Origin of the sequence: Cutibacterium avidum 44067, from assembly GCF_000367205.1 — a bacterium.
In the GTDB taxonomy this organism is placed as follows: Bacteria; Actinomycetota; Actinomycetes; order Propionibacteriales; family Propionibacteriaceae; genus Cutibacterium; species Cutibacterium avidum.
Window position 1 is genome coordinate 1,213,102 of the sequence record NC_021064.1, and the last position, 22,464, is coordinate 1,235,565.

At 59.5% G+C, this 22,464-nt stretch carries 24 protein-coding genes; 9 read left to right on the forward strand and 15 right to left on the reverse strand.

Going from position 1 to position 22,464, the window contains the following annotated elements:
* Window positions 1–33: 33 nt before the first annotated feature.
* Window positions 34–654, reverse strand: a complete 621-nt coding sequence (locus tag PALO_RS05515; protein ID WP_015582752.1) for an L-threonylcarbamoyladenylate synthase — start codon at window positions 652–654, stop codon at window positions 34–36.
* A 37-nt stretch (window positions 655–691) separates the two neighbouring features.
* Window positions 692–1,012, reverse strand: a complete 321-nt coding sequence (locus tag PALO_RS05520; RefSeq protein ID WP_187290343.1) for a hypothetical protein — start codon at window positions 1,010–1,012, stop codon at window positions 692–694.
* A gap of 261 nt (window positions 1,013–1,273) precedes the next feature.
* Between PALO_RS05520 and PALO_RS05525 the strand changes: the two genes are divergently transcribed.
* Complete coding sequence (locus tag PALO_RS05525) at window positions 1,274–2,473, forward strand: pyrophosphate--fructose-6-phosphate 1-phosphotransferase (protein ID WP_004811405.1); 1,200 nt, start codon at window positions 1,274–1,276, stop codon at window positions 2,471–2,473.
* Between the two features lie 160 nt (window positions 2,474–2,633).
* Here the strand turns inward: PALO_RS05525 and PALO_RS05530 are convergent, their stop codons facing one another.
* A complete protein-coding gene (locus PALO_RS05530) occupies window positions 2,634–3,941 on the reverse strand; it encodes an ISL3 family transposase (RefSeq protein ID WP_015582132.1) in 1,308 nt (435 codons plus the stop codon).
* A gap of 135 nt (window positions 3,942–4,076) precedes the next feature.
* On the opposite strand from PALO_RS05530, the gene PALO_RS05535 reads away from it, so the two are divergent.
* The 5 genes from PALO_RS05535 (at window position 4,077) to PALO_RS05555 (ending at window position 7,791) form a co-directional block, all read left to right on the forward strand.
* Window positions 4,077–5,018: a DNA primase family protein gene (locus tag PALO_RS05535; protein WP_272946590.1), complete on the forward strand. Its 942-nt coding sequence runs from the start codon at window positions 4,077–4,079 to the stop codon at window positions 5,016–5,018.
* A gap of 139 nt (window positions 5,019–5,157) precedes the next feature.
* Window positions 5,158–5,436, forward strand: a complete 279-nt coding sequence (locus PALO_RS05540) for a VRR-NUC domain-containing protein (RefSeq protein WP_015582755.1) — start codon at window positions 5,158–5,160, stop codon at window positions 5,434–5,436.
* Window positions 5,417–6,793 (forward strand): DEAD/DEAH box helicase, encoded by a 1,377-nt coding sequence (locus tag PALO_RS05545; protein WP_015582756.1) that lies wholly within the window; start codon window positions 5,417–5,419, stop codon window positions 6,791–6,793. The genes PALO_RS05540 and PALO_RS05545 overlap by 20 nt, the downstream gene beginning before the upstream one ends.
* Window positions 6,784–7,245, forward strand: a complete 462-nt coding sequence (locus PALO_RS05550) for a hypothetical protein (RefSeq protein WP_015582757.1) — start codon at window positions 6,784–6,786, stop codon at window positions 7,243–7,245. The genes PALO_RS05545 and PALO_RS05550 overlap by 10 nt, the downstream gene beginning before the upstream one ends.
* Window positions 7,246–7,455: 210 nt before the next feature.
* Window positions 7,456–7,791 (forward strand): HNH endonuclease, encoded by a 336-nt coding sequence (locus PALO_RS05555; protein ID WP_021108806.1) that lies wholly within the window; start codon window positions 7,456–7,458, stop codon window positions 7,789–7,791.
* A 161-nt stretch (window positions 7,792–7,952) separates the two neighbouring features.
* Here PALO_RS05555 and PALO_RS05560 read toward each other — a convergent pair whose 3' ends face one another.
* Window positions 7,953–9,305 (reverse strand): MFS transporter, encoded by a 1,353-nt coding sequence (locus PALO_RS05560; protein WP_015582759.1) that lies wholly within the window; start codon window positions 9,303–9,305, stop codon window positions 7,953–7,955.
* A 10-nt stretch (window positions 9,306–9,315) separates the two neighbouring features.
* On the reverse strand, window positions 9,316–11,376 hold the full coding sequence (locus PALO_RS11980; protein ID WP_080634300.1) for a YcaO-like family protein: 2,061 nt from the start codon (window positions 11,374–11,376) through the stop codon (window positions 9,316–9,318).
* Window positions 11,377–11,708: 332 nt separating this feature from the next.
* On the opposite strand from PALO_RS11980, the gene PALO_RS05570 reads away from it, so the two are divergent.
* From PALO_RS05570 to PALO_RS05580, 3 genes are all read left to right on the forward strand, one after another.
* Window positions 11,709–12,179, forward strand: a complete 471-nt coding sequence (locus PALO_RS05570) for a P27 family phage terminase small subunit (protein WP_444843312.1) — start codon at window positions 11,709–11,711, stop codon at window positions 12,177–12,179.
* Window positions 12,180–12,267: 88 nt separating this feature from the next.
* A complete protein-coding gene (gene metK / locus PALO_RS05575) occupies window positions 12,268–13,425 on the forward strand; it encodes a methionine adenosyltransferase (protein ID WP_015582762.1) in 1,158 nt (385 codons plus the stop codon).
* Window positions 13,426–13,554: 129 nt separating this feature from the next.
* Window positions 13,555–14,862 carry an ISL3 family transposase gene (locus PALO_RS05580; RefSeq protein ID WP_015582132.1) on the forward strand — a complete coding sequence of 436 codons (1,308 nt, stop codon included), beginning with the start codon at window positions 13,555–13,557 and terminating at the stop codon, window positions 14,860–14,862.
* Here PALO_RS05580 and PALO_RS05585 read toward each other — a convergent pair.
* The 10 genes from PALO_RS05585 to PALO_RS05630 form a co-directional block, all read right to left on the reverse strand.
* Window positions 14,834–15,967: an MFS transporter gene (locus PALO_RS05585; protein WP_015582763.1), complete on the reverse strand. Its 1,134-nt coding sequence runs from the start codon at window positions 15,965–15,967 to the stop codon at window positions 14,834–14,836. The two genes, PALO_RS05580 and PALO_RS05585, sit on opposite strands and share 29 nt — an antisense overlap.
* Before the next feature lie 210 nt (window positions 15,968–16,177).
* A complete protein-coding gene (locus PALO_RS05590) occupies window positions 16,178–17,398 on the reverse strand; it encodes a YhjD/YihY/BrkB family envelope integrity protein (protein ID WP_015582764.1) in 1,221 nt (406 codons plus the stop codon).
* A gap of 109 nt (window positions 17,399–17,507) precedes the next feature.
* Window positions 17,508–18,095, reverse strand: coding sequence for a MerR family transcriptional regulator (locus tag PALO_RS05595; RefSeq protein WP_016667570.1), 588 nt, complete (start codon window positions 18,093–18,095; stop codon window positions 17,508–17,510).
* A 183-nt stretch (window positions 18,096–18,278) separates the two neighbouring features.
* Window positions 18,279–18,758: a bifunctional nuclease family protein gene (locus tag PALO_RS05600; protein WP_004811409.1), complete on the reverse strand. Its 480-nt coding sequence runs from the start codon at window positions 18,756–18,758 to the stop codon at window positions 18,279–18,281.
* Between the two features lie 79 nt (window positions 18,759–18,837).
* Window positions 18,838–19,548 carry a transcriptional regulator FtsR gene (gene ftsR / locus PALO_RS05605; protein ID WP_004811410.1) on the reverse strand — a complete coding sequence of 237 codons (711 nt, stop codon included), beginning with the start codon at window positions 19,546–19,548 and terminating at the stop codon, window positions 18,838–18,840.
* Complete coding sequence (locus PALO_RS05610; RefSeq protein WP_004811411.1) at window positions 19,548–20,129, reverse strand: zinc-ribbon and FHA domain-containing protein; 582 nt, start codon at window positions 20,127–20,129, stop codon at window positions 19,548–19,550. Before PALO_RS05610 ends, ftsR begins: the two co-directional genes overlap by 1 nt.
* Window positions 20,130–20,137: 8 nt before the next feature.
* Window positions 20,138–20,530, reverse strand: a complete 393-nt coding sequence (locus tag PALO_RS05615) for a glycine cleavage system protein H (RefSeq protein ID WP_171023465.1) — start codon at window positions 20,528–20,530, stop codon at window positions 20,138–20,140.
* A gap of 64 nt (window positions 20,531–20,594) precedes the next feature.
* Complete coding sequence (locus PALO_RS05620) at window positions 20,595–21,347, reverse strand: DUF881 domain-containing protein (RefSeq protein ID WP_015582765.1); 753 nt, start codon at window positions 21,345–21,347, stop codon at window positions 20,595–20,597.
* Entirely contained in the window at window positions 21,340–21,672 is a 333-nt protein-coding gene (locus PALO_RS05625) for a small basic family protein (protein WP_002513635.1), read from the reverse strand. Before PALO_RS05625 ends, PALO_RS05620 begins: the two co-directional genes overlap by 8 nt.
* A gap of 42 nt (window positions 21,673–21,714) precedes the next feature.
* Window positions 21,715–22,461 (reverse strand): DUF881 domain-containing protein, encoded by a 747-nt coding sequence (locus PALO_RS05630; protein WP_036910383.1) that lies wholly within the window; start codon window positions 22,459–22,461, stop codon window positions 21,715–21,717.
* Window positions 22,462–22,464 lie beyond the last annotated feature (3 nt).

Sequence of the window (22,464 nt, forward strand, 5' to 3'; positions counted from 1 at the left end):
CAGTCGCCGTCACGATTCGAGGGACAGATGGTCTCACTCGAAGGGGGACGGATCACCGGCACCGCGGCGCGTGATCACTGCTTCCCCGGAGGTGAAGTCAACCACCGTCGTCGGTTCGATGCCACAGTCTCCAGAATCGATGACGGCGTCCAGATGATCACCGATCTCGTCCTGGACCTGCCAACCGTCGACCATCGGGGTCTCCTGCCCGGGCATGATGAGGGTCGAGGAGACGATCGGCTCGTCGAGGATCTCCAGCAGGGCCAGAGCCGTCACGTGCTGAGGCACCCTGACACCCACGGTCTTCTTGCGCGGATGGAGCATGACCTTCGGTACGTCACGAGTCGCCTTGAGGATGAACGTGTATCGCCCAGGGACGGCCGCCTTGACCGCCCGGAAGACCCAGTTGTCCATCTGGACGTACTGTCCGACCTGGGCGAACTCGCTCATCACCAAGGTGAAGTGGTGCTTGTCGGACAGCTCACGGAACTTGCGAATCCGATCCAGGGCGTCCTTGTTCCCCAGCCGTGCCCCGAACGCGTAACCCGAGTCGGTCGGGTAGGCGATCAGGCCACCGTCGCGCAGGATGTCGACGACCTGGTTGAGGGAACGCTGCTGCGGGTTCTCCGGGTGTACCGGGAAGTACTTGGACACCTTGCCATCGTATCGCCGCAGCGGACTCCCCTGGCGGTCAGCGAGCCATCAACGTGCACATTTCGCGCGCCTGACCATGGACCTCCAGCACGCCGATGAGCGAGAGCAGATGAGTTGGTCTGGTGACCTGCACAGCGACGCTGACGGCGTCTCCCTCGACGTCAATGGTCAGCTGACTCACTCCCTTGATCTCGGCTCCACGCGCCGACTTCTCCGCGGCCTTGCGAGCTGATCCGGAGCCGTCCTGTCCTACCAGCTGAGCAGCTGATCCCTCCTCGCATCCAGCCCGAACAGCCTCCGCAGCGACGGTGTGGGCAAGTCGAGCAGCCCTCGCCTGTTCTGCCCCGTCCACGGCCACCCCAGCGGCAAGGAGAAGGACCGGAAGCAACACCGTGACGACAACGGACAGACTGACGCCACGATCGCCATGTCGCTGGGATGGATCCCTCTTCCTCGCACTGGCCACACGTCGGTGCATTAACGCATTACTCGTCATACCATCACACCAACACGAACCCCAGTGTCCTGGAAAGGGTTGACATTTGCTCCCTCGGTGTGGCATTTCGACTCGTGCCATAGGCTTAATAGCGTCATCGCACGACGAACGAAAGGTTTCCCCATGGCCGTCAAGAAGGTCGCTCTCCTCACCGCCGGTGGATTCGCGCCCTGCCTGTCCACGGCGATCAGTGGTCTGATCCAGCGCTACACCGAGGTTGCCCCCGAGGTCGAGATCATCGCCTACAAACACGGCTACGAGGGCCTGCTCAAGGGAGACTTCATCGAGGTCACCGACACTGTGCGCAAGAACGCCGAGATCCTCAAGCGTTTCGGTGGTTCCCCGATCGGCAACTCCCGCGTCAAGCTCACCAATGCCGCCGACCTCGTCAAGCGTGGTCTGGTCGCCGAGGGCGACGATCCCCTCAAGGTTGCTGCTGACCGTCTGGTCGCCGACGGGGTCGACGTCCTGCACACCATCGGTGGCGACGACACCAACACCACTGCCGCTGACCTCGCCGCGTACCTGGCAGAGCACGACTACGGTCTGACCGTCGTCGGTCTGCCCAAGACCATCGACAACGACGTCATCCCGATTCGTCAGTCGCTGGGCGCCTGGACCGCTGCTGAGCAGGGTTCCCGCTTCGCCCAGAACATCGTCGGTGAGCACAACTCCGGATCCCGCATGCTCATCGTCCACGAGGTCATGGGACGTAACTGTGGCTGGCTGACCGCAGCCACCGCCGCCAAGTACCGCGAATGGCTGGACACCCAGGAGTGGGTCCCCGAGATCGGTCTGTCCAAGGAGGCCTGGGACGTCCACGCCGTGTACGTCCCGGAGGCCCACCTCGACCTCGAGGCCGAGGCCGAGCGCCTCAACAAGGTCATGGACGAGATCGGCAACGTCACCATCTTCCTGTCCGAGGGCGCTGGCCTCGACGCCATCATCGAGGAGATGGAGAAGGCCGGTCAGGAAGTCCCGCGCGACCCCTTCGGCCACGTTAAGCTCGACAAGGTCAACCCTGGCGCCTGGTTCGGCAAGCAGTTCGCCGAGAAGCTGGGAGCCGAGAAGGTCATGGTCCAGAAGTCGGGTTATTTCTCCCGTTCGGCTGCCTCCAACGAGGCCGACCTCGAGCTCATCGGCCGCTGCACCGATCTGGCCGTCGACTGCGCCCTCGCTGGCAGGGCTGGCGTCATCGGTCAGGACGAGGAGAACGGCGACGAGCTGACCAACATCGCCTTCGACCGCATCAAGGGTGGCAAGCCCTTTGATGTCACACAGCCGTGGTTCACCGACATGCTCAGCGAGATCGGGCAGGCCTGACAGTTCTGGCCCGCCAGTGGCCCTTCCGCACGAATCGGTCCCGGTGGACTGACTGAGAGCGGAGGGGCCATTGTGGTACGTGGAACCCTGTTAAACCCAATGCGCTGTTATTCTCCGTTTTGAGCGATCGACGGCGAGTACGGACAAGAAAACCGGCTCTTCAGGATCCAGGGTGTAGTCGGGGTCTGAATCCTCCGGTCTCCAGGAGGGATCTGGTGATGTAGTGGGTGAGGTTCCGGAAGCCCAGGGCGATGCCGCGGAGGTGTTCGAGTCTGCCGTTGATGGCCTCACTAGGGCCGTTCGAGGTCCCCGGGTGGTCGAAGTAGGTCAGGATGTCGGCGGCCCGTTTCTTCAAGGTGTGGCCCAGGGTGGCCACTTCGGGCAGTGCGGCGGGGACTTTGGTGGCGATCGCGTCGATCAGGTGGGCCATGATCGCCCGACCCTCGGCACGGTTTTCGGCGCGGTAGGCGGCCACGACCTCCTGGTAGACGGCCCAGGTCACCTGGACCGGGGCGTGGGCGTCATCGGCGAGCACAGCGTCGAGGCGGGCGGCCTGCCGGTCGGTGAGCAGGTCCCGGCCCGTGTGCAGGGTCAGCCTGACCCCGAACAGGGGGTCGCCCCTGCGGCCCCGATGGCCCGTGGTGTCCTGCTGGACGCGTTGGCGGGTGACATCGAGCTGGTCGCCGGCGAGCTGGACGACGTGGAAGGGGTCCATCACCTCGACCGCGGCTGGCAGTTCCTCGGCGGCTGCGGTCTTGAAGCCGGTGAACCCGTCCATGGCCACCACCTCGATGCGGTCGCGCCAGGCCTGGTCACGGCCGGCCAGCCAGGTTTTGAAGACCTTCTTGGAGCGGCCCGCCACCATGTCGAGCAGCCGGGAGGCCCCGGTGCCGTCGCGTAGCGGTGTCAGGTCGATGATCACGGTGACGTACTTGTCGCCGCCTCTGGTGTGGCGCCACACGTGCTCGTCGACCCCGATGACCTCCACGCCGTCGAAGCGGTGCGGGTCGTCGATGAGCCGACGGGTGCCCTCGGCCAGCACCGCATCATTGGCGGTGGTCCAGTCCACGCCCAGGGATGCGGCGATCCTCGAGACCGGCAGATGATCGAGTACCAGGCCCTCCAGTGCCCAGGCCAGCCCACCCCGCGACAGTTTCGCCCTCGCCTGGGCGGCAGCACTGGTGTCCTGGCGCCATACCCGCCCGCAGCCGGTGCACCGGTACCGGCGCACCCGCACAGCCAGGATCGTGGGCCGGTGCCCGAAAGGAGTATGGGCCAGGCGCCTGACCACCGTGTCACGAGGGATCCCCTGGCATCCGCACCGGTGGCACCACTCGTCGGTCTCGACGACCCGGCAGGCCAGGACCGCCTCCTCGGCACTGATCAGCTGACCGGTGACCTCCAGACCGAGTTCATCGAGACGGGCAAATGTGGTCAGGTCAGGAGCGCCGAAGGTAGCGTGGTTCATGGAGGACCTTGCGATTCACGAGGACAGATCTAGACACTCCGATCCTCGCGCAGGGTCCTCCCTCCACGCACCCCAGCCCCACAGGGCAACTACAGCAGACTCTCACACAGTCCAGCCACAACTACACCCTCAATCCTGAAGAGCCAGCAAACCAGCCTCAACCCCAACAACGATGGTGCACAAGTGTGGGAAGAAACCCTCCAGCTCATCTTCCAAGCAGATGCGGAGCTTATCGGCTACGTGCAGCGCATTTGCGGTCTCGCCGCGATCGGGAAGGTCATGATCGAAGCGTTGATTATTGCCTATGGTGATGGTGCGAATGGTAAATCCACGTTTTGGAACACCATCGCCAGAGTCCTAGGTAACTATGCGGACTCGATCAGTGCCGATGTGTTGATCGCGGGAAAGAAAAACGACGCGAAAAACGACATGGCTGAAACCCGTGGTAAACGCCTGCTGATCGCGGCTGAAACCGAAGAAGGCCGCAGGCTTTCTACCTCGGCCGCTAAACAGCTTGCCTCCACTGACAAAATCGCAGCCGAGAAGAAATACAAAGACCCCTTCGCGTTCACTCCCTCCCACACGCTCGTGCTCTACACCAACCACCTACCCAAAGTTGGTGCCAGGGACGCAGGGATCTGGAGACGCCTGATTGTGATTCCTTTCGAAGCGAAAATCGAAGGCTCGAGCGACATCAAGAACTATGCCGATCACCTCTACACCCATGCTGGTGGGGCAATCCTGGCGTGGGTGATGGAAGGAGCCCGGCTCATCCACGCCGAGAACTACCAGCTGCACGTTCCAGCAAAAGTCCATGCTGCAATCGAGGCCTATCGGGCGGCTAACGACTGGTTCGCTCACTTCCTTGAAGAATGCTGCCAACTCAAACCCGGCCTGTCAGAAAAATCGGGGGCAGTCTACGACGCTTACCGCTCTTGGGCACTAGCGCGCGGAGAATACGTGCGTTCAACCACAGACTTCTACGCCGAGATCGACAAAGCCGGGTTCAACCGACGTCGCACCAACAGTGCGCGCATGATCGACAGCCTCGCTCTCATCAGCGAATTCACGCTCTAAAACCAGCCTGGGTGACAGGTGTGTCACCTTGTATAAGACTTCTATATAGGGCAAAAAATAAGCTTAATTTTTCCTATATAGAGGGTTTAGAAAACAGCTGACACACCCGTCACCCTGAGATCAAATTTCAGGAAGTGACATGAAAGAACACCACATCGAACAAGCCCTCAAAACCGCCGTTGAGACTAATGGTGGCCTGTGCTGGAAACTCGTGAGCCCCGGAACCACAGGAGTCCCAGACCGCTTGTGCTTAAAGGGTGGGAGAACAGTGTTTGTTGAGGTCAAAGCACCCGGCAAAAGGCCTCGCCCCATCCAACAGCATCGCATCAAGCAGCTACGCGACCACGGCTTCACCGTCCTCGTCATAGACAGCGTGGACGGGATCGAGGGGGTGCTGGATGCACTACACGCCGCATAACTACCAGCAGGCAGCCACTCGTTTCATCATCCACCACGAAGAAGCCGCCATCCTCCTCGGCATGGGCTTAGGCAAAACCGTCATCACCCTCACCGCCGTGTGGGAGCTGCTCCTGGACTACTTCGAAGTCTCCCGCGTCCTCGTGGTCGCTCCGCTACGGGTGGCTCGTGACACCTGGCCTGCCGAGCTCGCAAAGTGGAGCCACCTGGCGGGACTGACGGTGGCGGTGGCTGTCGGCACCAAAGCAGACCGGCTGGACGCGCTCGCGCAGTCGGCGATGGTGACGGTGATTAACCGCGAAAACATCCCCTGGCTTGTCGCGCATTATGGTGAGGCGTGGCCGTTCGGCATGGTTATCATCGACGAACTCTCCAGCTTCAAGAATCATCGCGCCAAACGCTTCACCACCCTGGTAAAGATGCGCCCGTATGTGAAGCGCTGGGTCGGGTTGACCGGGACGCCCGCTTCGAATGGGTTGATGGATTTATGGGCGCAGTTCCGCCTCCTCGACGGCGGTGAACGGCTTGGCAGGTTTATTACGCGCTACCGCGACCGCTGGTTTACCCCTGATAAGCGAAACGGGGCGCAGGTGTTTTCGTATAAGCCTCGTGAGGGTGCGGAGGATGAAATCTACCAAGCGATCGCCGACATGACCCTGTCCATGCGAACCACCGACCACCTCCAACTCCCCAAACTAACGGTCACCACCCAGCCAGTGATGCTTGGAGCCAGAGAACGCGCGGTCTATTACCGGTTGCGTGAGCAGATGATCCTCGACCTGGACGGGCAAGTCATTGACGCCGCTAACGCAGCCGCCTTGTCGGGCAAGCTGTTACAGCTCGCTTCCGGTGCGGTCTATGACGAACACGGCCAGGTGGCCCAGGTACATAGCGCGAAACTCGACGCGCTCGAAGACCTCATCGAAGCCGCTAACGGTGAGAACCTGCTAGTGGCGTATTGGTACCGCCACGACGTGGCTAAAATTCGTGACCGGTTCCCACAAGCCAAAGAACTCAAAACGGCAGCTGATATCCAGGCGTGGAATAACGGCGACATCAGTCTCGGCCTGATTCACCCGGCCTCCGCTGGGCATGGGCTGAACCTCCAGCAAGGTGGGCATCTGCTCGTGTGGTTCTCTCTGACCTGGTCGTTGGAGTTGTATCAGCAAACCAACGCCCGCCTGTACCGGCAGGGACAAACCCAGCCGGTGACTATCACCCACCTCGCCACTCAAAACACCCTCGACCAAGCCGTCCTCAAAGCCCTGGAAACCAAGAACACGACTCAGGCTGCGTTGATTGACGCGGTCACCACCGAACTCACAACCACTCCCAGGAAGGAACCGTCATGCATGTGATGACCAAATACCTCGACACGAGGAAAGCAGCCATCGCCGCGTTGCAAGACTTCGCTGTGATGGAACAGGTCATCGAGACCACCGACCAGCAAGTCAAAGACGCGTACGATGACCTCGCCAGCCCAGCTACCCCCAGGATGGATGGCACCCCGCCTTCTGGTGACCTCCACGCCGGGGAACACCGCATCGCCGCTACCTTGGATCGTATCGACCTGTACCGCGCCCGTTACGCCCAGGCGCGCCAGTACATGGACTGGTTCCTGCCCGCCTGGGAAATCCTGAGTGAGGACGACAGGTTCGTGCTCGAAGCATTCTTCCTCGCCGAAGGAAGTCGCGAAGAGTGCGTCGACCAGGTGTGTGAGCGCTTCTACGTGGAGAGTGATAGTGCTTATCGGAAGAAAAACCGGGCGCTGGAAAAGCTCTCCCACGCCTTGTACGGGAAGACAGCCTAAGTGAACCCAAGCGTTGGAAGGTGTCCGAAACCTGCAATGGAAACCGGTGTTTGGGCCTGTCATACTGTAAGTGGTTGATTAATAGGTCAAAGCCCTAGCAGCCCACCACGGGAGGCTGGGGCTTCGCCGTGCCGGCTGGTTTGTTGTGGGAGGTAAGCGGTCGTGCCGAGGAAACCCGCCCACCCGTGTAAGGCTCCTGGCTGCCCAGGCTTGACCTACACCAGATACTGCGAGCAGCACGCTCTTCTCGAACAAGCAGAAGCCAAGGACTACCGGAGCAGACGTGACCCGAAGATCAACCAGCGTTACAACCACGCGTGGCGCAAAATCCGCAACAGATTTATTATTGCTCACCCGGTGTGTGCTCACTGCCAGCAAGCCGGACGCATCACTCCAGCTGCCGAGGTTGACCACATCATCCCGCTCGAGCACGGCGGCACCCACGAGGAGACCAATCTGCAAGCCTTGTGCAAGCCCTGCCACTCGAAGAAGACAGCGCAAGATGGCGATCGGTGGCGGGCGAAAACCTACGAATACCGGTTCTAGCCACCTATTCGAGATCTCGACTTTCCTGGTTCGATTTTCCGTCGAGGGGTAGGGGCCACCGGATCTCCACAGGCTTTCGGTTCCTCAGCGGGCGGGGCCAACCGCGCACAAAGTTCCCGAATCAAACAAGGTATTAACCCCCGGCCCGGTAAAATGATAACTTATGAGTTTTTGGAGGACTGAACGCCCATGAGATAGTAGAAGGCGACAAACGCTAATCCTACAACTATTAACCACGATATGCCGTAGGGCAACGTTGACGTGACTTGCTGATTCGTAAAGGCCATCGCTACGATCGACGAGGTCAGAGGTATAAACATCGTAGATGACAGTGACTCGACGATTACGGAAGAGCTGGCCATCTCCTCTATGGTAATACCGTCAGGGACGGCGGGGTCTTCGAAAAAGATATTAAGAGTATCAAGGTAGGTGAGCCCCATACCTGTGCCGGCCAGTGTCCATAATATGACAAAGAATACAGTTGGGTGAGACAAAGACGAGTCAGTTAAGGACACGACGCTAATCGCAGCAGTAGACAAAAGCAACAGAGTCAAACCGATGGATGACCGTATCCTGTACGCAAGCATACTTGAGGCTGGTTTTATGCCGCAAAAGACTCCTAGCAAAGCCCATGCAAGCCCTCCTCCCGTTAAAATGTATCCCAGCGACTTGGCGCTTGCATCAAAAAGATCGTGAGCTGTTAGGCTGACCAGCTCATTAGCGGCGAAATAACTGCCAGTTAGAAAAAACATGCCAGCTAGCGCTGCTCTGCGTTGAGTTCTCTGTGAAAAGGTTCCTGATGGCATTAAGAGAATTGCAACGCGAGTTAGTAGTCCAATCCCAACTAAGAGTAGAAGAATCTTGCCAATACCGGCAATTGGCACGATTGTAACACCTACACCGATTATAATCAGAAAAAGCGCCTGATAAGACATCGGGGCGTCTTTCTTCTGAGACTCCGTCTTGAGGTTGAAAGCGATTACAAACCTCGCGGCTAGAAGAAAAGGAAGGTACAAAAGTATAGCCCATCTCCATGACAAGAGATGTGTTACCCAGGCAGCGTAGGCTGGGCCTACAACGGATGCAACTACCCAGCTCGCTGAGGCGAAAGCAAGAGTAAGCTGTCTTGCGCGCCCCGACAGACCAAGCGCAACAGCACCTAGTGAGGTCATTGCAAGAATGGACCCCGCTAAGCCGCGCAGGATTGATCCTATGACAAAAACAATGACACTAGGAGCGACAGCACTTACAAGCGCGCCAAAGACCAAGACAAGCGTTGCGCCGACTAGGAGCCTAACTAACCTCACCCGATTCATCAAGGCTGCGCCTATTGGTAAACCTGTCATAGTTGCGATAGACGATGCACCAAGTATAACTCCATAGTAATTCTGTCCGTGGAGATCATTAGCCATGATAGGCAGAATTAGCTGGTTAAGGTAGCTTTGCATACCGCCAATTAGCTCAAGTATGATTACCGCAATGGCGATGAAAAGGCCGGATTTGCGTAGATTCACGGTAATCCTTTTAACAGTGCGGCAGCGGATTACGATTTATTTCATCAATCCGGGTTGGGACTGACTGCTGACCGAGCAAAACAGGCTCATATTGGATAGCCATCCTACCAAGATGAAGATCGCCGGCGGCAAAGTTAGGGACTAAGCCCGGGACCACCACACGGATCACCGAAATCTGGAGGGACCGAACATCCGGTGACGTAATATCAACAGTGATTGGTTCTAACCCCATTTCTTGTAGCTTTGACACATAAAATGCCAATTCCTCATGTTCGGAGTTAAAATGTATATCTTCATAGAAATACGCGTGGCTTTGGGCGGGGAATAGCCACGGCTCGACCCTTGGTAGTAGACGCTGATCCAAATAAACTTGTTGTTGTAGCATCAAGTCATTCATTGTAGAGAAATCTGATGGATAGTAGTCAAGATACCTTCGGTCAGCACGCCAGGGTTTTGCGATCCCATCCCACAATTCCCCACGCTCTATGGCCATAAAGAGCTCACCATGTGGGTTAAGCAGATCAAAACTACCCGCTTGAAGTGTGCAGGCTTCTGTAAGAGCTTTGAGAATTGCTGCCTCGTTTGTCGGCCTACAACCAAACCCGGTGTTCACTATCCCAAAGTCATGATTAAAAATGGTGGCAGCATAGATTGGCATATTAAATCTGTTCTCAATACCAACGATGCATATCTGATTGCCTTTAGCTTTGAATTCTTGAACCAAGCTAGCGACAGGACCGCGTTTTGGTATTGATAACCGAGGATTATTTGCTGGATTATGCCACCAGCACATGGTTGCATGTCGCTCCATAATTTCCTGTAAAGCGTTAATGCATGCAGATGTGTAGGTCTGTCCGGCAGAGATACCTGCATATGCTGGTGCGTTGATAGGGGGAATCGGGTAGCGCCCAAACTTGCTGAGCCTACGATGGTTAACGAATACCATCGACACGGGGACGAGACGTTCTTCGCCATGGAAGGTACGACCCTTAACCCACGTAGTTAATGTGTTCTCATCGAATAGCTCGAATCTCCCTTCAAATCGTGCGATCTGCTCTTGGCTAAAAAGCACAAAATCTGCTGGTCTTGCAGGGTTTAAACCGGCCTCATGAAGTGATTTTCCGCTGCCCGTTACGAGCGTCCGTGTGTCTATAATATTTACACAATATCGTTCGTAGGCCTCACCCAGTGCAGACAGCTCCGCATTTCTGAGATCGCCGAAGGTGCTACCCTGGCATACGGTGTTGTTTGCCCACGAAGAGGCGAACCTAAGGTCGGCTACATCACTTTGGACGGTTACGAGTGACGGTGGTAGAGATTCATGGTTCTTAATAAGTCTAAGGGCTCTAACAATACCGTGTCTTGGATTTTGGGACGATTTCTCTGAATAGTTACTCGGTGCATTGGCTAATATCTCCTGCCCGGTAAGCGTGAAAGGCACCAACTGAGAGTGGTAAAAACCTCCATCCTCATAGTTATGTTCGGAGGTCAAATAGCATTCTCCGTCTACTCGCTCCGGAAACCAAATCTCACGATTTTCAGCGTACCTCAGCAAGACATGCGGGGTCAGACAGTCTAGCGATGTTAGATAAGGCTCCTCTGATCGGATGCTATAGATATCCTGTCTGGAAAAATTGGTTCTCCGTCGAGCCTCAATGTCGGAGTATGAGACGCCACCCTTTGTTAATGTAGGACTCAAGCAGGATATTGGTAGTGATACTTCAAGGATACGTGTCATGTCTATCGCTTTGATCGCAAGCTCTGTCAGACGTTGTTTCCGTTTGATAGAGTCCGAGGCCGTTACGATCAAGAGCCTGTTTTCGATAGCGCCTTGCAGTAGGTTTTTAAGCTTATTTGAAGTTTCTTCTAAGTCGTCATCTAGAGAATCTATAAAATACGACACTCCTGCTGGAAGAGGGATATCGGTGACATCTAACTTCTCGCGAGTTGGGATATGAAGGTCGAAATTACCGGGCGCTGGGAGTTCCGATTTAGGGGTGTATAGATCCCCTATTGAATCTCGCACAAGGGCGATAGTTCCAGATTTTTGCCAAATAGTAACGACCTTCATATCCCCGAACCTCACTAGTCTTGGTTTACTTCGGGTCGGTGGATGGGTGATGGTTGCCGTTGGGGGCGAGGATATTCTCGCCCCTTGGATCAACTTCGACCTTCACAAAATCGTCTGTTTTGAGTTCGCTAAGCATGGTGTCTCCTTGTGTCCGTCGGCGTCAGTGTGACTGCCGATGCATTGAATTGTCACACGGGTTGGTTTGCTTCGCAAGAGTTTGGGAGAGTTTTATGGCGAGGGATGGTACAAATCGTGGTGGTCGGCGTGTCCGGGCCGGAGCGAAACCTGACCCTCTGAGCGAGAAGCTCGCTAAGGGCACGCCTGCTACGAGGTTGTATGACCCGCTTGAAGAGGCGTTTGATTTTACTGGCTCTGATGTTGGTGAGGGGGCGGTGCTTGCTGGCGAGGTGATGCCCGAGCCCAGTGATTATTTGTCTGAGGTGCAGCGGGATGGCAAGCCCTTGGGTGCTGACTTGGTGTATCGCGAGACGTGGCAGTGGTTGGATCAACGCGGGTGCGCCCAGTTTGTCTCGAAAAGGTTGATTGAGGCCTACGCTCAGGCGTTCGCCCGCTATGTCCAGTGCGAGCAAGCCATCAGCAAGTTCGGCCTGCTCGGTAAGCACCCGACCACGGGCGCTGCGATCGCATCCCCATTCGTGGCGATGTCGCAGTCGTTTGGGAAGCAGGCGAACGTGTTGTGGTATGAGATTTACGAGATCGTGCGCGCCACCTGCACCAGCGACTATTCCGGTACTGCGCCTGGTGATGAGGTGATGGAGCAGCTGTTGAAAGCCCGCTCCTAGCGTTCTGTTGTTTCTTTGCACCTTACCCAAGGCGGGTGGGTGCTTTTCTATGCCCTGAAACCCCCTTGATGGAAGTGAGTGTGCGTGTATGTCTAACGTGCGGACTGCCGAGAGCGTGTGTGTGGGTCACCCAGACAAACTCTGTGACCTCATTAGCGACCAGATTTTGGATGACATCGTGTGGGAGGATAAGACCGCCCGCGTTGCAGTCGAGGTCATGGCGACCGGGCGGCGGATTATTGTCACTGGTGAGATCAGCGCGAACCACCGACCCCGCATTAGGGACTCGGTGCGTTCTGCGCTTGTGCGGGCGGGCTATTCGCCTTGGCGGTTCCTGATTTATGTGTGGGTGCGCCGCCAATCACCCGACATCGACGCGGGCGTGAGCACGTCGCTGGAGGCTCGCGCAGGTGATGAAACGGCGCATGTGCTCCAGGGTGCTGGTGACCAAGGCACGGTGTATGGGTATGCCACGGATGAGACCCCACAGCGGCTCCCGTTGCCACTCGTGCTTGCCCATCGGGTTTGTGAGCGGTTGGATACTGCGCGTCGTGAGGGCACCATCACCGGGATCAAGAGTGACGGCAAAGCACAGGTCTCGGTGCGTTACGACGATACCGGCACTCCCGTTGCCGTGGACACCGTCGTGGTGTCTGTCCAGCATGATGCGGGTAAGGATCTTGGTGAGCTTGCCCGCCAGGTCAAGACGATGGTGGTCGCCCCGGCCTGCGAAGCACACCTACCCATTGATGACCACACTGAGGTTTTGGTGAACCCTTCAGGCCGGTTCGTGGTTGGTGGTCCTGCTGCTGACACGGGACTGACGGGGAGGAAGCTCATGGTTGACACCTATGGTGGCCTCGCTGCCCATGGTGGTGGGGCGTTCTCGGGTAAGGATCCCTCCAAGGTGGACCGCACGGGCGCTTACATGGCTCGCCTGATCGCTAAGACAGTGGTCGACGCCAGGCTCGCACATGAATGCCAGGTGAGTATTTCTTATGCGATTGGTAAGGCTGACCCGGTCGCCTTCCACATCGACACCCTCGGCACCGGAGAGCACCCCGACTGGCTATTAACCGAGGCTGCGCGTGAGGTGTTCCCACTACGTCCGGCAGCGATGATCGATGCGCTCAAGCTACGCAGCCCCCGCTATACGGATCTTGCCACGTATGGGCATTTCGGGCGCGGACTATCCCCATGGGAAGACAGCTTCAACTACTGCTCTAAACTGGCTCTTCAGGATTGAGGGTGTAGTTGTGGCTGGACTGTGTGAGAGTCTGCTGTAGTTGCCCTGTGGGGCTGGGGTGCGTGGAGGGAGGACCCTGCGCGAGGATCGGAGTGTCTAGATCTGTCCTCGTGAATCGCAAGGTCCTCCATGAACCACGCTACCTTCGGCGCTCCTGACCTGACCACATTTGCCCGTCTCGATGAACTCGGTCTGGAGGTCACCGGTCAGCTGATCAGTGCCGAGGAGGCGGTCCTGGCCTGCCGGGTCGTCGAGACCGACGAGTGGTGCCACCGGTGCGGATGCCAGGGGATCCCTCGTGACACGGTGGTCAGGCGCCTGGCCCATACTCCTTTCGGGCACCGGCCCACGATCCTGGCTGTGCGGGTGCGCCGGTACCGGTGCACCGGCTGCGGGCGGGTATGGCGCCAGGACACCAGTGCTGCCGCCCAGGCGAGGGCGAAACTGTCGCGGGGTGGGCTGGCCTGGGCACTGGAGGGCCTGGTACTCGATCATCTGCCGGTCTCGAGGATCGCCGCATCCCTGGGCGTGGACTGGACCACCGCCAATGATGCGGTGCTGGCCGAGGGCACCCGTCGGCTCATCGACGACCCGCACCGCTTCGACGGCGTGGAGGTCATCGGGGTCGACGAGCACGTGTGGCGCCACACCAGAGGCGGCGACAAGTACGTCACCGTGATCATCGACCTGACACCGCTACGCGACGGCACCGGGGCCTCCCGGCTGCTCGACATGGTGGCGGGCCGCTCCAAGAAGGTCTTCAAAACCTGGCTGGCCGGCCGTGACCAGGCCTGGCGCGACCGCATCGAGGTGGTGGCCATGGACGGGTTCACCGGCTTCAAGACCGCAGCCGCCGAGGAACTGCCAGCCGCGGTCGAGGTGATGGACCCCTTCCACGTCGTCCAGCTCGCCGGCGACCAGCTCGATGTCACCCGCCAACGCGTCCAGCAGGACACCACGGGCCATCGGGGCCGCAGGGGCGACCCCCTGTTCGGGGTCAGGCTGACCCTGCACACGGGCCGGGACCTGCTCACCGACCGGCAGGCCGCCCGCCTCGACGCTGTGCTCGCCGATGACGCCCACGCCCCGGTCCAGGTGACCTGGGCCGTCTACCAGGAGGTCGTGGCCGCCTACCGCGCCGAAAACCGTGCCGAGGGTCGGGCGATCATGGCCCACCTGATCGACGCGATCGCCACCAAAGTCCCCGCCGCACTGCCCGAAGTGGCCACCCTGGGCCACACCTTGAAGAAACGGGCCGCCGACATCCTGACCTACTTCGACCACCCGGGGACCTCGAACGGCCCTAGTGAGGCCATCAACGGCAGACTCGAACACCTCCGCGGCATCGCCCTGGGCTTCCGGAACCTCACCCACTACATCACCAGATCCCTCCTGGAGACCGGAGGATTCAGACCCCGACTACACCCTGGATCCTGAAGAGCCAGAAAACCCAGACCATCAACACGGCAAGGTAGATGAATACCAGGGCATATCCCAGTTGCTGAGCCAGATATGAGCTGAGCATAGGGCCAGCAAAGGCACCAAAAACACCGTAGGCGGTGAAGGCCAGCCCAAAGATGGGCCCAAAGTGTTTGAGACCGAAGAGGGGTGTCAGTAACAAGGGCGAGATCGTGAAGATTGTCCCCAAAGCGACTCCTGCCAGGAAAGCCACCACGATGAGTGCCCAACCGCTGGTGACGAAACCCAACAGCACGTACCCCATGGCAAGGGTCAAGGAAGTCACGGCTCCGATGACCGTCGGTCCGACACGATCGAGCACCATCGCGTTGATCACTCGTATCAGCCCATTTCCGGAGACGAACGCGGTAACCGCCGCCACCGCGCTCACTCGCACCCCAATATCATTGAGATGCGCGGAATAGGTGGCAGCGAAAGTCATCATCGTGATGGCTGCCCCACCACCAGCGAACCAGATCGCCCATACCTGCCAGAACGCGGGCGTCCGCACGGCTTGCGCGGTGGTTGCAGACGGTGCTGAAATCTCTTCCCGCGATGCCGCTAACCCTGCCCTACGCTCCTCCTCGAGCCAGTGCGGGGTGGAAAGAAAAATCACCAGGACCTGTGTGACGGCGACGCCAATCATCAGCGTCAAGACCGTGTCTGTGAACCCCCAATGTTTCAGCATTGCCGCGACGACAGGGGCCGCCGCGGCAGCGGGAAGGGCGAAACTGGCGTTGACCAATCCGGTAACCAGCCCCAACCGTCGCGGAAACCATTCTTGGACCGCAGTCAATGAGGGGGAATACGTGAAGGCCGAGGATGCTCCAGACAACAGCGCCCACGTGTAAGCAACCGGTAGCGACCGTGAGTCCACCACGACGACCGCCAAAGACACCATCATGAGGACCGTCGCCACGACATACATCCAGCGAGTGCCCAACTGTTGACGAACGATCCCGGCGACGTATGTCAACAGCCCCGACGCAAGAACCGCACACGTCGTCACCCAGCCCAATGATGCATCTGAAGCTCTGGTAGAGCTCCTCCACCACGAGGTGAACAGCGGAGGCAACGTGAACATGACGACTCCGGGGAACAGCGTGCCCAGAAGACTGGCAGCCAAGGCACAATGAGCTATCCGCGACGACGACCCTTGCAAAATTGCGATTCCCTTTCTGGGTCCGTCAGGGCCCAATGGCCACGGGGCCAATCACATATGGGGCAAACGCCAGCCCGCAGCTGAATCACGCCGTCACGAACTGACCTGCCACCACGCAGCATCATCAGTGGGTCATTGGTCCTCGCGGCGTCGACCGAGTATGGCGCCAACCGCCATGCCCCCGACAGCACTGACGATACTCGCTCCGACAACCGGCCAACGGCGAGGCTCGGCGTGCGCGGGAGGCAAGGCACGAGAAGCAGCAGGTGCGTCGGCCGATGCGTCATCCGCCTCCTGCCGGCTAGCGTCCTCCTCTCCCCCATTGGCCTGTGAGGCGACACCGACGACTTCCGCTCCGTCCTCGTCCGAGTGCTTGCGGGCGCGATCCGCTAACGCGGCCTCCCAGTGCCCGTCAACGGTACGGCAATCGTCACGACCGAGCAGGGGTTCGTCGCAGTCGTTCCACTCCTTGTCGACAGCCGGCTGGTTCGCCGTAGCGATCCATGAGGCGATGAAGAGACTCAATCGAGCGATGAGATCGAAGACCAGCATGATGATAATGACAGACCCAAAGGCCTGCACAGCTTTGTTGGAGCTGAAGGCCTGCACAAGATAGCCAGCACCCACCTGTAGGAGGGCCAGGGCAAAACCTGCGGCCAGCGATCCCTTGAGGATCGGACGCCACACCGGCTTGCCACGCGGCATGACGGTGTACAGGAAGATGAAGAGCAACCAACCGGCAATCGCCGAGGCCAGCAGGCCGGCCAGGGTCAGCAGCAGGCCATGGCCAGGAACGGTGTCGAGGCCAGTCCACCTGGCCAACAGCCCGGCCATCGAGGAGCCGACCTGGGAGGTGATAATCGTCAGCAGGCTCACCAGCAGCAATCCCAGGAATGCCAACATGTCGGAAAGCTTGGCGCGCACGAATCCGCGGTCGTCGGCCACCATGTCAAAGTCTGGGGCCCATTCCGCCTGGATTCCCTTGCGGATGTTTCCGACCCAGCCGATTCCGGCCCAAAAAGCGGTGAGGATGGAGACGATGAACGCCCAGACCGATCCGCCGACCTTCATCGCATTCTCAATAATGCCGCGAATTTGTTCCTTGTCATCCTGCTGAGTGGCCAGACTCACGACCGAATCCACCACCTGATTGAGCAGGTAGGGGCTCAACCGGCTCAGAATCAATCCCAGCACGGCAAAGGCGAATGCGATGACCGGGACGATCGCCAGCACCGTGAAGTAGGTGATGGACGCGGCGAAATGGTTGCCGAGACGTCGGGTGAATCGGGTGTGGGCTCGCAGCAGATGGGCGATACCTGGCCGCTTCATGATGGCGGCAATCGTGTCCTTCACAGGGGCCTCCTCATCGTGAATCATTGCATGGAGAACACCCCAGGCGCACGCTCAACGAGCATACACATCAGGAATGACGGGGACGATTTCCCGTCAATTCACCGCCAGTTCAGGAGGCGTGCTTGGCAATTCTTCTGGCAGTGAACTCGTCGAGCTCTTCCTCGTCAATCGGATTGAGACGCTCACTCGGCAGTTCCGCAAGGCTTCCCTGAACGTCTCGCCACACTCCTCCCAAGGCGATGGCAAACATTCCCTGGCCACCGCGCAGCAGGTCGATGACCTCATTGTCGTTGGTGCACTCGTAGACGGAGACCCCGTCACTCATGAGGGTGACCCGGGAGAGATCCTCGACGCCATTGCTGCGCAAATGGTCGATGGCAACCCGGATCTGCTGCAGGGATACGCCAGCGTTGAGCAGGCGCTTGACGACCTTGAGCATGAGGATGTCGCGGAAGGAGTAAAGACGCTGGCTACCGGAGCCGCGAGCAGCTCGGATCTCCGGACGGACCAACCCGGTTCGCGCCCAGTAGTCGAGCTGGCGGTAGGTGATGCCGGCTGCGCCGGACGCGACAGGCCCCCGGAATCCGATGTCCTCAGGCATCGGAGCGAAGTCACCCTCGAAGAGGGCATCCTGACCACGACGCGCGGGGCCGTCGAGGGGAGTTTCAACACTCGGCTGCTCACCGGTCGTTGCCATCTCGTCACCCTTCACCAGTTCTGTTCATCGTCTCAACGGCGGAGCACGGCTGCCCCGTCGAACGCCCTCGACGCTACGGCGCCAGTCCTGATCGCCGTCGAAGCCACGCCGATGGCTTCACACCGTCCTCACATCCCAGTTGCGAATATAGGCTTGACAAGGTGTTTTGCTGTTGACTCAAGGTCAACCAGAGGTCGAGGGTCCAGGTCCGAAGTCGTCCGGACTGACCTGGTCCAGGAACTGCCGGAACTCTTCCACCGCGTCCTCCGGGCCGGCATCGAGGAGTATTCCGGCCGAGGAGATGACCTCCTCGGTACACCAGATCGGTACCGGAAGACGCAGTGCCAGGGCGACCAGATCCGAGGGCCGAGCATCAATCCTCATGGCCCCCAGGACCAACTCGCCGAACCAGACGCCGTCCTCGACCTTGGTGATGACGCATTGCGGCTCTTCCTCGCACAGCACCGCGACGACGCGTGCGAGCAGGTCATGGGTGTAGGGCCGGATCGGCTCCTCCTCATTGAGGGCGTCGGTGATGGCCAATCTCTCCGGCTCTGCGATCCACAAAGCAAGATGGCGACGACCATCGACCTCGCGCAACAGCAGCACCGCTGCCCCGGACACCGGCTCGGTCCGAATCTCGGCAACCTCGAGCAAGACCATGCTGCCAGCCTAGCGCGGCCTTGGAGTCGATCCTTCGGCGTGACAGCGTTCACCTGGCAAGGCAGCCCAGTTGGCCGAATCAGTTGGCCGACCAGTGTTCCAACATGTCGTAGACCATCGCCGTATGGGCGTGCATCATCACCTTGGTCGTCTCCGCGGCAATCTTGGACGCCTGCTCGGGATGACGAGCGTGCGGAATGAGAGTCTGCTCAATGAGGCCGGCCTCGTGCTCAGCTGCCTGACGGATGGCGCGCATGTGACGCGAGTCCATCCCATAGGCAGAAAGCCGTCGAGCCGCGACGCAGATGACGAGAGCTTCCTGCCCGAAGTAGGAAACCCCTCTCTTGGGACGCACCAGCTGGTGACGCTCGAGTTCCATGAGTAAAGCCTCAGTGATACCCGAGGCCCTGATGAGCTCACGCCGATTCATCCTGATGGGACCACGGGTCTGGACGATTCCCTGACCTGCCGGAGTCTTTGGGACCGGAGTCCCCTCACTCTCGGACGGCAGCGGCGGTGCCTCAGCCACCGGAGGCTCTTCGCCCCGGTCCATCATCTCCAGATGGTCTCGGATGACACGCAGCGGCTGAAAGTGATCACGCTGACACGTCAGAATGTACCGCAATCTCTCGACGTCGGAGTCGGAGTACTTGCGGTATCCCGATGGTGCCCTCTCAGGGGACAGCAGGCCCTCAGACTCTAGAAATCGGATTTTGGAAATACTCAGATCGGGGAAATCCGGTTTGAGAGTCTTCATCACCTGCCCGATGGTGCGGACAGATCCTGGCATCAGACGCGACCAGCCCCGCTGGCACCAGATGCCATCCCACCGGTGTGGTAGGTCATCCGGAACTTGCCGATCTGCACCTCGTCACCGTCCCGCAGCACGGCTGAACCGTCAACCAGGGTGCGGTTGACGTACGTGCCGTTGAGGCTGCCCTGGTCCTCGATGATCATGCGACCGTCGGGCTGACGGATGAACTTCACATGGTGACGAGAGACCGTGATGTCGTCGAGGAAGATGTCAGATCGGGTGGAACGTCCAGCCGTCGTCTCATCCTGATCGAGCAGGAACTGCGCACCGAGGTTCGGTCCGCGTCGCACCACCAGCATGGCGTTCTCGGCCGGCAAGCCGGCGATGTCCTGCAACACGTCGGCGGGAAGGTCGAGATTGGGCGAGGTTTCCTCGGCCACCGCCGGTTCGGTGATAGTCGGGATGACGCCGGTGTTGTCCCCGGGAGTGTCGATGGGCACCCCGAGACGGGTCCCGCATCGGGAGCAGAAGTTTGCGCCATCTTCATTGACGTGGCCGCACATGGTGCACTTGTTCATGTTCGCGTCCTCGCTCTCGGGGGTCTCCGAAACAGTCATCTTAGGGGTCACTCCCCCATGCTCGCGAGGTATTCGTCCGGGTCGAGCAGTTCGTTGAGCTCTTCAGGGTCAGACAGTCTCACGTCAAAGAGCCATCCGTCACCCCATGGATCCGCCTCGAGCAGGTCAGTGTCAACCGACTGATTGACCGAGACGACCTCCCCGGCAAACGGGGAAACGAACTCCCAGCTGCGAGACGAGAACTCTAGATCGCCGCAGGTGTCTCCCGCAACGATCTCCTCCCCGTCGTCAGGAAGGGACAACGACTCCACCGGCCCGAACTGGTCAAGGAGGGCCGACGTGACTCCGACGCGCACCCGGTCACCATTACCGGGCCTGATCCACAGGTGATCCGAGGTGCACAACACATCATCGGGAATCTCGGTCATCGCCACCTCCAGGACACGGCCGACGGAAAAATCCTCGTACTCGCAGACTACCGCGCTCAGCGCCTCGATGCCCGCGTCATCTCACCGGTGTGGCGTGAGTCATCGGACGCGGATGGGCAACCGCGGAAATGATGAGGTCCTGAGAAGTCGTGATCTCGACGGAGGCCCCCACCTTGTCGGACTCCATCTGAGAGACCAGGCCGCCACGGAACCGTGCCCCCTCCCGGAGGGCATGGGGCTCACCAATGACAGCCAGGGTGTAGGGACGGCTGATCGTCGTTCCGCTGGCCTCGAGACCATCAGGGCTGGCGGCAAACCAGGTATCGGCAACGATGCGGACCTTGTTGTTGAGAACCATGGCCTCAGCCCCGGCGTCACGCATCTCCTCGACGGCGTCGAGCATCATGTCGGAGGTCACCTTCTCGTCCGGGTCGTCGATGGTGATCTTGATTCCCGGTCCATGGACCGGAACGGTGCCGGCCAACACCTTCATCCGGGTCAGTCGGTCCTCGGCCTCCTGCTGAGCGACCTTGCGCGAATTGGCCCCCGACTGCAGCTCCCTCGTCGTGGCACGCAGGTCAGCGATCTCGGAATCCAGCTGACGGGAGGATCCCGAGAGGGTGTCCAGCATCGTCACCAAATCTGCCCTGCTCATCGTCGAATAGGCGTCCTGATTGTGCTGGGAATGCACCTGAGTCACGATCATGAAGGAGCACAGGCACAAGATGATGGCGACGAGGATCTGCCCGGTCGACACCGAGGTCAGGTCCTTGCCGATCTTGCGCCAGTGGTTTCCGGTCCACTCCCGCGGATCGTGGTGCTCAGGCATGGAGCACCTCTCGCCGAATGGCGGCAGCGTTGGTGAAGATTCGGATGCCGAGCACGACGACGACGGCAGTCGACAACTGCGAACCCACACCGATCTGATCACCCACCCAGACGATAAGGGCGGCGATGGCGACGTTGGAGAGGAAGGAGACGACGAAGACACGGTCGGAGAAGGTGTGCGCCAGATAAGCACGCACCGCTCCGAAAATGGCGTCAAGGGCAGCGACAATCATGATCGGCAGGTAGGGCTGAAGGCCAGGTGGCAGCGTCGGGTTGACCACGATGCCGATGATAATCCCGACCACCAGGCCGATGAGCGCAATCATGGGTGTCCTTCCTGTGCTCCGATGCCGTTCATCGTCTCACTGTCATCGGTGAGGACTCGCGTGACTCACCGACACCCTCGATCCCGGCACCGAGACCCGATCCCTCGTCGCCACCGTATAGGTGATCGATGAATTGTCGCTCAGGTAGGTCACCCAGCGACCCCCCGGTGTGTCAGCCAGTTTCGCCGGGATCGTCTGCGGGGAGCCGATCGCCTCGATGACATAGGGTCGAGACAGCGAGACGTAGTCGACGGTGATCGCCGATCCGGCCGAGCGGATCGCCGTGCGGGGCCCGATTCGGTGACCATTGACGGCCACAGCCTCCGCTCCGGACTGCCACAGGGCGTTAACGAGTTTGCGCAGGTCGGCGTCACCAAGTTCATCGTCCGGCGCCGCATTGGCGTCATCGAGGAAGATCCGCACCCCTGGACCCGTCAGTGGGATCACCGCTGAGTCCTGCCCTGTCTCGTCATCATCAATGGGTGACGCGGAGGCACCTTTCATGGCATCCATGGAGGCGCGCAACCTGGCCAATTCTGCATGCTGAGCTGATTCATGAGCTTGGGCCGATTGCACGTGGGCGACCAGGTTCCTGCGTTCTCGTGCGTCCAGCGGCGCGCGTGCAGCCGTTGAGCGCCACGCGATACCGATGAGCACCCCGGTGACGAGCAGGATGACAACGGCAGCAACTCCAACAGGACGTCGCTTCGTGCTGCCGGGGTTGCGGTCGTGGTACTCCTGATACCCCTGGTCCAAGGCTTGCGAGCGAACCTCCCGAAGCAGGTCCATCGA